The sequence below is a fragment of the Mycoplana sp. ABR4_002 genome (assembly GCF_056159645.1).
In genome coordinates this window covers 2,638,068-2,649,970 of the sequence record NZ_JBSWVO010000001.1, presented here as the reverse complement: position 1 = coordinate 2,649,970, position 11,903 = coordinate 2,638,068, and the positions used below count along the sequence as shown (strand labels likewise).

General features: G+C 66.2%; 9 protein-coding genes. 2 read left to right on the top strand and 7 right to left on the bottom strand.

Annotation, left to right across the window (positions count from 1 at the left end):
* Positions 1–121 precede the first annotated feature (121 nt).
* Genes ACXAGF_RS12695 through ACXAGF_RS12685 form a run of 3 tightly spaced genes read right to left on the bottom strand, consistent with a single transcriptional unit; the run spans position 122 to position 2,972 of the window.
* On the bottom strand, positions 122–1,216 hold the full coding sequence (locus ACXAGF_RS12695) for an ABC transporter ATP-binding protein (protein WP_475019279.1): 1,095 nt from the start codon (positions 1,214–1,216) through the stop codon (positions 122–124).
* Between the two features lie 26 nt (positions 1,217–1,242).
* Positions 1,243–2,055: an ABC transporter permease gene (locus ACXAGF_RS12690; RefSeq protein WP_475017544.1), complete on the bottom strand. Its 813-nt coding sequence runs from the start codon at positions 2,053–2,055 to the stop codon at positions 1,243–1,245.
* Positions 2,055–2,972, bottom strand: coding sequence for an ABC transporter permease (locus tag ACXAGF_RS12685; RefSeq protein ID WP_475017542.1), 918 nt, complete (start codon positions 2,970–2,972; stop codon positions 2,055–2,057). The genes ACXAGF_RS12690 and ACXAGF_RS12685 overlap by 1 nt, the downstream gene beginning before the upstream one ends.
* Positions 2,973–3,200: 228 nt before the next feature.
* On the opposite strand from ACXAGF_RS12685, the gene ACXAGF_RS12680 reads away from it, so the two are divergent.
* A complete protein-coding gene (locus ACXAGF_RS12680; RefSeq protein WP_475017539.1) occupies positions 3,201–4,625 on the top strand; it encodes an aminotransferase in 1,425 nt (474 codons plus the stop codon).
* 222 nt (positions 4,626–4,847) lie between these two features.
* On the opposite strand, the gene ACXAGF_RS12675 is transcribed toward ACXAGF_RS12680, so the two are convergent.
* Together ACXAGF_RS12675 and ACXAGF_RS12670 are read right to left on the bottom strand one after the other, a co-directional pair.
* Positions 4,848–6,038, bottom strand: a complete 1,191-nt coding sequence (locus tag ACXAGF_RS12675) for an aromatic ring-hydroxylating oxygenase subunit alpha (RefSeq protein WP_475017537.1) — start codon at positions 6,036–6,038, stop codon at positions 4,848–4,850.
* 191 nt (positions 6,039–6,229) lie between these two features.
* A complete protein-coding gene (locus ACXAGF_RS12670) occupies positions 6,230–7,027 on the bottom strand; it encodes a DUF1194 domain-containing protein (RefSeq protein ID WP_475017535.1) in 798 nt (265 codons plus the stop codon).
* A 338-nt stretch (positions 7,028–7,365) separates the two neighbouring features.
* On the opposite strand from ACXAGF_RS12670, the gene ACXAGF_RS12665 reads away from it, so the two are divergent.
* Positions 7,366–7,857 carry an anthrone oxygenase family protein gene (locus tag ACXAGF_RS12665; RefSeq protein ID WP_475017533.1) on the top strand — a complete coding sequence of 164 codons (492 nt, stop codon included), beginning with the start codon at positions 7,366–7,368 and terminating at the stop codon, positions 7,855–7,857.
* Between the two features lie 50 nt (positions 7,858–7,907).
* On the opposite strand, the gene ACXAGF_RS12660 is transcribed toward ACXAGF_RS12665, so the two are convergent.
* Both ACXAGF_RS12660 and ACXAGF_RS12655 read right to left on the bottom strand, forming a co-directional pair.
* A complete protein-coding gene (locus ACXAGF_RS12660; protein ID WP_475017531.1) occupies positions 7,908–8,588 on the bottom strand; it encodes a redoxin family protein in 681 nt (226 codons plus the stop codon).
* A 15-nt stretch (positions 8,589–8,603) separates the two neighbouring features.
* Positions 8,604–11,873 carry an adenylate/guanylate cyclase domain-containing protein gene (locus ACXAGF_RS12655; protein ID WP_475017529.1) on the bottom strand — a complete coding sequence of 1,090 codons (3,270 nt, stop codon included), beginning with the start codon at positions 11,871–11,873 and terminating at the stop codon, positions 8,604–8,606.
* Positions 11,874–11,903 lie beyond the last annotated feature (30 nt).

Sequence of the window (11,903 nt, the reverse complement as noted above, 5' to 3'; positions counted from 1 at the left end):
AGGTGACCGGCCCGTCGCGGCGAGGCACCGACGTTCATCTGTCTGGCCGAGTGCCTGCCGCATCGACCGGGAGGTCCAGAAGGCGCGCCAACGCGCCTTCCGCCGGGCCCGGGCGCTTGCCTCACAGCCGCGATACGGCCTCGTCATCGGCCAGCAGCACGAAGGCGTCCGGGTCGAAGGCCATGCGGATCTCGGCACCGACCGGCAGGTCGTCCGCACCGTAGTCGTTCGTTTCGACCATGGACAGCGGCTCCTCCAGCCCGTCGACGCCGATGGTGAGATGGGTCACCTCGCCGAAATAGGCGCGGTTCTGCACCCGTCCGGTCAGTTCATGCGGGGCGCGCGCGTCGTCCCACAACAGGCGCAGCCGTTCCGGGCGGATGCCGACCGTGACGCGGCCGTCCGTCGCCGAGAATCCCTTCGGCTTGTCGAGGCTGACCGTCCCGAACCGCTCCGTCTCGACCGAGACGCTGCCGGCCTGGTCGGACAGCAGCTTCGCATGCATGAAATTCATGCCGCCGAGGAAATCGGCGACCTTGCGCGTGCGCGGGCGCTGGTAGATCTCCTTCGGGGTGGCGACCTGGGCGATCCTGCCGCCGAACATGACCGCGATGCGATCGGACAGGGCCAGTGCCTCGTACTGGTCGTGAGTGACGAGGATGAAGGTAATGCCGACCGCCTTTTGCAGGCTGCGCAGCTCGACCTGCATCTGCTCGCGCAGCTTCTTGTCGAGTGCCGACAGCGGCTCGTCGAGCAGCAGCACCTTCGGACGCATGACGAGGGCCCGGGCAAGCGCGACGCGCTGGCGCTGGCCGCCGGACAACTCGTTGGCCTTGCGCTTGTCGAGGCCGGAGAGGCGCACCTGGTCGAGCGCGTCGGAAACGCGCCTGCGCTCCTCTGCCGCCCCGAGCTTCAGTCGCTTGAGGCCATAGGCGACGTTCTCGCCGACATCGAGGTGGGGGAAGATCGCGTAGTTCTGGAAGACCATGTTGGTCGGACGCTTGTTGGCGGGAACCAGGGTGCACGGCACGCCATCGATGCGGATCTCGCCTTTCGAGGGCACGTCGAAGCCGGCGATCGAGCGCAGCAGCGTGGTCTTGCCACAACCAGAGGGGCCCAGCAGGGAGAAAAACTCGCCCTCGGCGATGTCGAGCGAGACACCGTCCAGTGCCTTGTAGATCCCGTAGTACTTGGAGACGTTATCGATGGAGATCATCGGTCGGTCGGGCATGACGGCTCCTGTCAAAGCGCAAGTTCTGTTTGGGTACGACGCTCCGAGCGCCGCCGCAAGACCTCGGCGACGGTCAGGAGCAGCACGGAGGCAACAATCATGAGGCTGCCGAGCGCGAGCACGGCTGGCAGCCTGGCGGCGAAGCGCAGCTGGCCCCAGATGTAGACGGGCAGGGTCGGCTCGGTGCCCGAAAGGAAGAAGGCAAGGATGAACTCGTCGAGCGAGATCGTGAAGGTGACGAGCAGGCTGGAGATGATCGCCGGGGCGACCACCGGCAGGGTGACGCGGCGGAAGGTACCGAAGGCCGTCTCGCCGAGGTCGTACGACGCCTCCTCGAGGCTGCGATCGAAACCCTCGAAGCCCGAGACCAGAACCGACATCGAATAGGGGATGCAGAACACCACCTGGCCGAGGATGACGGTGACCAGCGACAATTCCAGTCCGAGCTGCAGGGCGATCATCAGCAGCGAGACGGCGACGATGATCTCCGGCAGGAACAGCGGCGCCATGATCAGGCCCGCGGCCGGGCGCTGGCCGCGAAAGCGGTAGCGCGTGATCGCGCGCGCCGCGCAGATGCCGAGCAGCGTGCTGACGAGCGAGACGCAGACGCCGACCACGAGGCTGTTGCGGGCGGCCTCCAGCAGCACGCTGTTGCCCCAGAGCGAGGCGTACCACTTGGTGGTGAAGCCGGCGAGCGGCAACGTCGTCGTGGCTGCGTTGTTGAAGGAGAAGATCGGCAGCAGCAGGATCGGCAGGTACAGGAAAGAGAAGTACAGGGCGACATAGGCCGGCAGGAAGGGCAGGAGGCGCAGTCTCTGCAGCATCAGCGGATCCTCCGCACGACATATCGCAGCGACAGCACGATCGCGGCCGCCACCAGCGACACCAGTACCATCGTCGTGACCGACAGGGCCGCGCCGAGCGGCCAGTTGGCGCCCTTGCCGAACTGCGCCTGGATCGCCGTTGCGATCATCACGCCGTCCTTGCCGCCGACGAGCTTCGGCGTGACGTAGTCGCCGACGGTCGGGATCATAACGATCAGGAAGGCGGAAATCACGCCCGGCATCGACAGCGGCAGGGTGACGCGCATGAAGGCGCGCAGCGGACCGTCGCCGAGGTCGCGACCGGCCTCGATCAGCGAGCGATCGATCTTCTGCAGCGAGACATAGATCGGCAGGATCGCGAACGCCGCCCAGCTGTGGACCAGCGTGATGACCACGGCGTTGGCGTTGTAGAGCAGCGAGGTGATCGGCTGGTCGATGATGCCGGCCGAAATCAGCCCGGTGTTCAGCACGCCGCCGTAACCAAGAATCACCTTCCACGACATCACGCGCAGGAGATAGCTCGTCCAGCACGGAATGGTGACCAGGAACAGCCACAGGTTCTTGTGCACCCCTCCATGAAAGGAAATGTACCACGCGATCGGGTAGGAGAAGATGACGGTGACCGCGCTCGTCAGCAGCGAGATCCACAGCGAGCGGACGAAGAGGTCGCGATAGATCGGTTCCGTCAGGGCGCGCCGGTAATTTTCCAGCGTGAAGGTGTGATCGATTTCGAGATAGTCCTGCGTCCAGAAGCTGTAGGCGACGATCAGGAGGACCGGGACCAGCAGCAGCGCCAGTGCATAGAGCAGGGTGGGTGAGATCATCGCGAGGCCCCGGGCCTCTTCGCTTCGCAGCCATCGGCTGCCGGCGGTGGAGGACGGCGCTTCCGCCGTCGTGATGATCGCCGCCGCGCTCATCGCTTGGACCATGCCTCGGGACAGAGCCCGTCTTTCGTTGCGTGTTTCATGTGCACCGCCTTTTCGGCTGTTTGCTGTTCCCAAATCGAAGATGAGCGCAAACCGGCATTGAAATCAAGCACTATTTCTGCAATATTGATTGAACGAACATTCAATATGCGGTGAAAAATAGATGTTTTTCAGCGTCTTGAATGCAAAAATTGGCCTTTGAATATGATGAGGTTGGGAATGGCTGCGATACCGAAGACGACCAACGCCGACGAGAGGGCGCCTGAAGGGGCCGCGGACGAACTGACGCTGCTTGCCGAGCGCCACCTGGTGCAGCCGTCGCCCGTGGCAGGTTCGATCGGCGCGGAAGCGCGCGGGCGGATCGAGGGCGGGGAGGGGATCTACGTCACCGACTCGGCCGGCCGCAAGCTGATCGACGGTCCCGCCGGCATGTGGTGCGTCAATGCCGGGCACCGGTGCCAGGAACTGACCGACGCCATGGCGTCGCAGGCAATGGCGCTGTCCTACAACTCGCCCTGGTACACGACCAATGCGCCCTCCGCCGTTCTGTCGCGGCGGCTGGCGGGCCACGCCCCCGCGGGCCTGGACCACGTCTTCTACACGACCGGCGGCTCCTCGGCGGTGGAGACGGCGCTGCGCTTCATGCAGTTCGCCAACAACGTCAAGGGGTTGCCGGAGAAGAAGCTGATCGTCTCGCGCCAGGGCGGCTATCATGGCTCGACCTATCTGTCGGCCTCGCTGAACGGGCGTCCGCGCGACCATGACTGGATGGACTCCGCCACGGACCAGGTCGTCAAGCTGACCTGCCCGAACCCGTTCCGCCGGCCCGACGGTGTCGGCGCGGCCGAGTTCTGCGACTATCTCGTCGCCGAGTTCCGCAATGTCATCGAGACCGTCGGCGCCGAGCGCATCGGCGCCTTCATCGCCGAACCGATCATGGCGTCGGGCGGGGTGATCGTGCCGCCCGAGGGCTATCTCGCCCGCATGCGCGAGCTTTGCCGCCAGAACGACATCCTGTTCATCGCCGACGAGGTGGTAACGGCGTTCGGTCGGCTCGGCCAGGTGTTCGCCTCAAGGGACGTGTTCGGCATCGAGCCGGACATGATCACCTTCGCCAAGGGCGTGACCTCCGGCTACTTTCCGCTCGGCGGCGTCATGATCGCCGGCCGGCTGCTCGAGGAACTGCGGCGTTCCAACCATTCCGACGCGATGTTCACCCATGGGCTGACCTATTCCAGCCACCCGATCGGCTGCGCGGTGGCGCTGAAGAACCTCGACCTGCTCGAGGACGGGTTGCTGGAGCACGCGCGCACCGTTTCCGCCCACTTCCAGTCGAGCCTGAAGACCCTCGAGGACCTGCCGCTGGTCGGCGAGGTGCGCGGCATGGGACTGATGGGCTGCGTCGAATGCGTCGCCGACCGGGCCAGCAACAATCCGCTGACGCTGGATCTCGAGGTCGGCAAGCGGATCGACGAGCACTGTCAGGAACTGGGTCTGCTGGTGCGTCCGCTGATCAACATGTGCGTGATGTCGCCGCCGCTGACGATCAGCACGGGGCAGATCGACGAGATGACCGCGATCCTGCGCCGCGGCATCGAGCTGACCATGGATGACCTCGTGCGCGAAGGATTGTGGCACGGGTAACGGGAGGATTTCCTGAACGTCGGGACCGTTCATTCCCGGAACCGGCAGACTGGGCCCGCGCAAGCGGGCCTCTTTTTTGTTTTCAAACGGCGGTGCCGGGCGGCAAGGCAGGGGTGGTGTCGGGCGCGACGGGCCGGCCTGTCGCCGCAGTTGGAGCCGGTCAGGAATAGCGACGCGGCCGGCAGGGTGCCGGCCGCGTCGTGTCATTGCTGGCGAAACTTGCTATTTCATGCCGGCATTGGCCGTCGCCACGTGGTCCTCGCCCGGCGTCTCCGGCAGATTCATCACCGGCAACACCTTGCGCAGGTGGTCGTGGTGGGTGCGCACGCCATATTCCAGGTCCGACAGGTAGAAGCCGGCAAAGGCGGCCGAGGTCATCGCTTCGTTCGACCAGATGGTCAGCTGCACATCCTCGGCGAGCGTGTCGCGGTCGATGCGCATGGAGAGATAGCGGGCGGCGGATTGCTCCCGGCTCTCGTCGCGATAGCGGTAGACCCCGCTGCGCAGCACCGTCCGGTCCACCGACAGCGGAAACTCCTGGTAGAACTGCACCGTTTCCGGGGTGGCCATCAGCACGTTGTTGGGAAATATGCCGTAGTAGATCCAGGCCTTGCGCAGATGGTCCGGCAGGCGCTCGTTCTCCGGCGAGATCTTGACGTACTTGCTGACGCTCCAGCGCCGCCCTGCATGCGGGTTGTAGGTGGCGAAGGACCGGCTGACGCCGTTGACGAACGGCTCGTCGAAATAGGTCGAGCCGTACAGGTCCTGAAGCGCGGGATGCGCCATCGGAACATGGTACCCCTCGTTGTCGACGTCGCGCACGGACTTCCAGTTGACCGGCGTCTCCTGTGTGTGCACGCCGTCGGACGGCACCATTTCGGCGGAGCGGTACCAGGCGAACTCGGCCTCGAACGGCTTCATCAACTCCGCGACGCTCGGCTGCGGTCCGGGGGCGAGGCGGATGAAGACGAAGCCCTGCCAGACTTCGCATTCGATCGTTTTCAGCGCGAACTCGTGCTTGTCCATCGAAGGGAACGAGCGGGGGCGGGCGGCGCCGCGTAGCGTGCCGTCGAGATTGTAGACCCAGCCGTGGAACGGGCAGACGAGCGCGTTGCGGCACGTGCCGCGTTCGTCGGCGACCAGGCGCGAGCCGCGGTGGCGACAGATATTGTGGAACGCATTGATCCCGCCGTCCTGGTCCCGCATGACCAGCGCGCGATCGCCGACAAAGTCGAGCGTAATGTAGTTGCCCGGTTCCGGAATGTCGGAGACATGGCAGGCGATCTGCCAGTGCTCTCGGAAAACGTGCTGCTTCTCCAGCTCCAGCAGGGCGGCGCTGTGATAGCACCAGCCCGGCAGTCCGCTGCGGTCCCAGTCGTTCGGAATCGTTATGTCGCGAACCACTTCATTCATGATTGCCCTCATGTTTTGCTGAACGTTCATTCAATTTAAGCACATTTGCGTATGAAATGGAATAGCTTGTAAGAATGACAGCGCAGACCGAGACAAAGAGATGGGCACCGGTGCGGCTGCCCGCGCCGCCTTGTCGCGTCGGAGTTGCGGCTTGCACTGGCTGCGGGTGCTCGGACGGTCCCTGCCGAAAACTACCGGTCCAGTTCGGGAAAATAGCGGTCCATGCCGGGCCGCAGCTTCTCGCCTATGAGGCAGTCCGAATTGCTCGCCACGGGCACGGCCCGGGCAGGGGGCTGGCGGCCGCTGACCTCGAGGATCAGCTTGCGACGGATGGCGAAGGCGAAGTCTTCCGGTTCCTGCACGGACATGACAAAGGCACCGGGCCCGCCGATGACGCAGTCGGCGTAGTATTGGTCGAGCGGACCGTAGGCAATCGATGGCCGCACCATGATCGCCAGTCCGTTGACGACGATGCCGAGCGCTGTTGCCGCGTCGCGCGCCGGCGTGACGGGGGCGCCGTAGTTGTTCGGCCCGTCGCCGGAAACGTCGATCACCCGGCGCGCGCCGGCATAGCCGTTGTCGTCGAACAGGGTCGAGCCGTGGGCGATCGCGGCCGACAGTGACGTTCCGCGCAGCGAGGCGAAGGGGCGCTCCTTGATCAACTGGGAGAAACGCAGCGCATCGTCGGGAGTCTCGATCAGCGACCAGGGCATCTGCGAGTTCTTGCCGATGGTGCCGCCCCACTCGAAATAGCTGATGGCGATCCGGCCGTGGTAGCCTTCGCGGATCGCGGCGAGGAAGTCGGGGTGGGTCAGTGCCTCGACATAGCCCGCTCGCTGGATCTGTGCCTCCTCAAGGTCCATGGAGCCGGACACGTCGACCGCCAGGACAAGCTCGAGATCGACGACCACGCCCGCCTCGGCGGCGGCAAGCCTGGTTTCGCCAATGGCCGTTAGGCTCAGAATCGTGGTGAGCGCGGCTACCAGCATCCTGCGTCTCCTTGTCTCCTGACTGGCGGCCGCTGCCGGACGAGCAGGCGCAACGCCCGGCGATAAAGGCGGAGCCAGACGATCAAAGGGCCGGCAGGTCGCTGCCTTGGCCATGGGGCGGCGCCCGAAGACGGGCGTCGGCGTCGTGTCGAAACCGCCCGTCGGGCTAGCGACTTCCACCACCGAAAACTGTAGCACAGGCGCATGATTTGGCCGAACCGGACACGACTTCAATTCTCGGTGATGTTAGGCTCCGGCGCACGCACGGTGCCGGACGCTGCGGCGCTCAAGCGACAGGCTGCCGGGCGGCGGCCGGCCTTGTCGCACCTGGAGGAGACATGATGGCTCTTGCGAACTCGCTCGTTCTGTTCCTGGCCGCGATCGGCGCGGGCCTGAATGCGGGGCTCTTCTTCATCTTCTCCGTCTGCATCATGACGGCGCTGGGTCGGCAGCCGGGGCCGGCCGGGATGGCGACCATGAACGCGATCAACGTGGTGATCCAGGCTCCGCTGTTTTTTCTCGTCTTTCTGGGGACGGCGCTGCTGGCGCTGGCCGTGCTGGTGCTCGCCGCTGTCCACGGCGGACCGGGCAGCGCCCTTGCGGCTCTGGGCGCACTGGTCTTCCTGATCGGTACCATCGGCGTGACGGTCGCCGTCAACGTGCCGATGAACAACCTGCTGGCGGCGGCCGATCCTGCAGGTCCGGAGGCGGCCGCGCTGTGGAAGCGATACCTGATCGGCTGGACGAACTGGAACCACGTCCGCTCGATCACGTCGCTGGCGGCGCTGGCGCTGTTCGTGCAAGCCTACGCAAAGGCGTCCGCCGGCTGATCCGCCGCGCCGGCTCTTCCGGCAGTGCCGTCAACGGAACGGATAGGACGTCAGTGGACGAGCCGGGACGCGGCCGACATCACGTCCTGCGCCTTGGGGGTGGCGAACATGTTGCTGCCGCCCCCCTCCGCCTCGGTGAAGGACCAGCGCACGACGCCGTCGCGGTCGAGCAGGAACTCGCCGACCAGTTGGCCGCGATATTTGGCGTCGATCTCCTCGTCGGTCGGGCTCATCTCGTAGCCGTCGCGGTCGTTGAGGAAGCTCGACGCGTCCACGGGGTTCATCGGCACCGGCAGTTCGCCGGGCAGGTCCATGCGCATCGCCATGACGGTCGGCACGGAGACCTTGTATGGCCAGTTGTCCTCGTTCTCGGTGAACTGGAGATTGGGCAGTCCAAAGGCTTTGTGGGCAATGTTCTCCGGATCGGAGGCGGTGATGACGTCCGGCATCGGATGATAGCGGAAGTAGAGCCGCGCCCGCTCGACCGGCGTGTTGACGACCGTCAGCGTGTCGATGCCCTTCTCGCGCAGCGCCGATGCAAGCATCGTCGATGCCGCGATCTGGCGACGGCAGAAGGGGCATTGCAGCCCGCGATAGAGCCCGACCAGCACCGGTGTCTGGCCGCGGAAGTCGTCGATGGCTACCTTGCCGCCGCGACTGATCGCGTCCAGAATCACGTTCGGGGCGCGGTCCCCGAGTTTCAGCGGCCTTTCCAAACCATGCTCTGCCATTGGTAAGCTCCTCAGCTAGTCGAGAAACGGCAGGACCATCAGCGCATCGGGGTCGAGGCCGTGTTTCGAGCAGATTTCCTGCGCCAGTTCGAAGTAGCGCTCCGCTTCGGCCAATTCGCCGAGGTCGAGACTGAGCGTCGCCAGCCCATCGTAGCACGGAAACAGCAACTGCGCCTCGCCGCTGTCACGGACCAGATCGAGTGCCTCGCGATAGCTCTCTCGCGCCGCCTCCGCCTCGCTGTGGCATTGCCGGATCTGGCCGAGCACGAGCAGCGCCACCGCGAGATGGTCGCGCTGGCCGAGTGCCCGGTCGATCGCGATCGCCTCCTCGACCGCCGGCAGCCCGTCCTGCAGGCACCGGTCGGTGAAGGTGCATTGGGCAACGGCCAGATTGGTGAGCAGCCGGGCCTGGTGGCCGAGGTCGCCGATCCGCTTCGCCATCGCGTAACCGCGGTTGCAGGCGTCGATCGCAAGGGTCGGATCGACCGTGGTGTAGAGGACGCCGAGGTTGGTGTAGCCGCGGCAGGCGGTGTTGAGGTGGTTTGCGGCGAGCGCCACCTCGACGCTCCGCTCGACCATGTGGACGGCCTCGACCGGTTGGCGCAGCCGGGCCAGCGCGACGCCCTTCGTGTTGAAGGCGCGGGCGATCACAAGGGCAATTTCGACCCTGCTTTCGGTGTCCGTACCCGACGGCAGATGGTTGGCGCATTCGAGCGCGCGGTCGGCTGAGAGGATCGCGGCCTTGTAGTCACCGGTACGGAAGGCCAGGTGTCCCTGGCGCTCCATGAGGTGGGCGAGTTCGATCGGTGTGTCCGCGCCTTCGAGCAACTTCGCCGCCTGCCTGAAACAGTCAGTCGCCCGGTCCCGGTCGCCGGTGTCGAACGACAACTGGCCCAGCTTGCGCAGGATGCGCGCCGCGCCCGGCGTGTCGCCGGAGTCCCGGTATGTCTCGAGCAGGCGGTCATAGTGCTTGCGCGCCTCCTCGCTGCGCTCGGTCGGCGAGCAGAGATCCGCGTAGCGCTCGCCCGGCGCCTTCCAGGCGTCGCCACCCGCGGCCTCGGCGGCCGCCATCGCGCGCCCATAAAGACGCATGGCATCCTTATTGGCGAACGCCTTGCGCGCCATGTCGCCGGCCGTCATCAGATACCGGGCGCCGCTCGCCTTGTCGGCCGAAGCCGCAAAGTGGTGGCCAAGCTCGATCAGCTGCTCGAGATGCTCCGGCGCCCCCCCGTACCGCCGCTCCAGCGCCTGGCCGACGGCACCGTGAAGCTCGGTGCGGCGGCGCAGCAGCATGTTGTCGTACATGACCTCGTGCAGCAGGCGCTGGCGGAAGGCATAGCGCGGCGCGGCCTGTGCGCGCAGGTCGGCCAGTTCCTCGATGATGTCCGCCTCGCAAAGGCGCGTGAGGCTGCCATCGATGTCGGCGATGCCGACGGGCAGGTTCTTCAGGAGCGCGCCGTCGAAACGATGGCCGACGACGGCCGCGACCTGTGCGAGCCGCCTCGCGTCGCGAGGCAGGCGGTCGATGCGCGCCAGCATCATCGCCTGGATGCCGAGCGGCGTTTCGGCCTCCTGCGCGCTCGACACCGCCTGCCAGCGGTCCCCGGCGCGCCGGAGCGCGCCGGTTTCGATCAGCGTGCGCAGGATCTCCTCCATGAAGAACGGGTTGCCCTCGGCGCGCTCGACGATCCGTTCGCGCAGCCATGGCGGAACCGTCGTCGGGCCGAAGGCGTCGGACAGGAGTGTCCCGACCTCGTGATCGGTCAGTGGGGCGAGACGCAGCGTCGTCTGGCTGGCGCGTGCGGAACTCAGCAGTTCCGTCTCAAAGCCGGGCCGGTGGGTGACGAGCAGCATAAGCCGCCGGCGCTCGAGCCGGTCCATGATGACGCGCAGGGCGTCAAGGGAGACGCCGTCGGCCCAGTGCAGATCCTCGATCACCAGCAATAGCGGGGCCTGTTCCATCCTCCGCTCGAACAGGGTGCGCATGGCGTGGAAGATCTGCCGGCGCAACTGGTCCGGTTCCAGGTATTTCAAGCTTGCCTCGGGGTCGCCGAAGCCGAGCACGAAGAGGAGGAAGGGGGAAAGCCGCTCGATCTCCTCGGCCGGCAGGCCAAGGTCGGCGAGACCGGCGGTCAGCAGCGTGCGGGATCGCTCGAGATCGTCCATCGAATCGATCTGGTAGGCGCAGCGCAACATCGCGGCGAGCGTGCCGTAGGAGGGCTCGCCGAGGGACGAGCACGCCGTCTGCCGGATGGTGATGCCGCCAAGGTCCGGATCGGCCCGCACCCGATCGAGAAAGGCCTCGACCAGCCGGGTCTTGCCGATGCCGGCATCGCCCACGACGCGCACCAGTTGGGTGGCGCCGCCGCGGACGGCCTCAAGGCACCGGTCGAGGCTCACGAGTTCACCATCGCGGCCGATCATCGCCGTTTCGATGCCGAACGAGCCGAGCCCGCGCGCGCTCGGCGGCGTCGCGACCGACGCCTCCAGCCGGTAGACGGGCGTGTCCTCGCTCTTGCCGCGCAGCGGCATGGTTCCGAGCGAGGCAAACGAGAAGGCGTGCTGGGTCAGTCTGCGGGTAACGGCGCCGACCAGTATCTCGCCCGGGCCGGCCATGGTCTGAAGGCGCTGGGCCGTGTTCACCGTGTCGCCGGTAACCGAGTAGGACTTGCTGCCGCCCGCGCCGACGGCGCCGGCGACTACCGGGCCGGTGTTCACGCCGATATGGATCGACAGCGGCTGGCCGAGGACCGCCCGCCAGCGTTCCTCGATGCGCGCCATGCACTTCAGCATGTCGAACGCCGCGCACAGCGCGCGTTCGGGGTCCTTCTCATGGGCAACCGGTGCGCCGAAAAGCGCCAGCAGGGCGTCGCCTATGAACTTGTCGACGTAGCCGCCGTGGGCGGCGACCGCGGTGCCGAGCTCCTCGAAGATCTCGTTCTGCAGGGTCTGCAGCACCTCCGGATCGATCTGCTCGCTGAGGGTGGTATAGCCGCAGAGATCGGCGAACAGCGCGGTGACGATGCGCCGGTCGGCCTCGGCTTCCGAGGCGGGCGGCTGCCGGTCGACCGGGGCGTCGGGCGACTTCGGGCCGCGCGCTTCTGCCGGCGGTTGCGTCGTGGCCGCTGCCACGGCCTTGAGGCCGGTGCCGCATTTCGGGCAGAAGGCAAAGTCGGGCGGGCAGACAAATCCGCAGGATGGACAGGACATCTTCTGCGGCGTCCCGCACTTCGGGCAGAAGGCGAAGCCGCGCTCCACTTCGAAACCGCAGGAGGTGCAGTTCATCGCAGAAATGCCTCACAAAGCGGCGCAACC

Excerpts from the sequence above, each read along its gene's own strand:
- ACXAGF_RS12695 (WP_475019279.1), bottom strand. The coding sequence starts at position 1,216 with ATGATCTCCATCGATAACGTCTCCAAGTACTACGGGATCTACAAGGCA.
- ACXAGF_RS12690 (WP_475017544.1), bottom strand. The coding sequence starts at position 2,055 with ATGCTGCAGAGACTGCGCCTCCTGCCCTTCCTGCCGGCCTATGTCGCC.
- ACXAGF_RS12685 (WP_475017542.1), bottom strand. The coding sequence starts at position 2,972 with ATGAGCGCGGCGGCGATCATCACGACGGCGGAAGCGCCGTCCTCCACC.
- ACXAGF_RS12680 (WP_475017539.1), top strand. The coding sequence starts at position 3,201 with ATGGCTGCGATACCGAAGACGACCAACGCCGACGAGAGGGCGCCTGAA.
- ACXAGF_RS12675 (WP_475017537.1), bottom strand. The coding sequence starts at position 6,038 with ATGAATGAAGTGGTTCGCGACATAACGATTCCGAACGACTGGGACCGC.
- ACXAGF_RS12670 (WP_475017535.1), bottom strand. The coding sequence starts at position 7,027 with ATGCTGGTAGCCGCGCTCACCACGATTCTGAGCCTAACGGCCATTGGC.
- ACXAGF_RS12665 (WP_475017533.1), top strand. The coding sequence starts at position 7,366 with ATGATGGCTCTTGCGAACTCGCTCGTTCTGTTCCTGGCCGCGATCGGC.
- ACXAGF_RS12660 (WP_475017531.1), bottom strand. The coding sequence starts at position 8,588 with ATGGCAGAGCATGGTTTGGAAAGGCCGCTGAAACTCGGGGACCGCGCC.
- ACXAGF_RS12655 (WP_475017529.1), bottom strand. The coding sequence starts at position 11,873 with ATGAACTGCACCTCCTGCGGTTTCGAAGTGGAGCGCGGCTTCGCCTTC.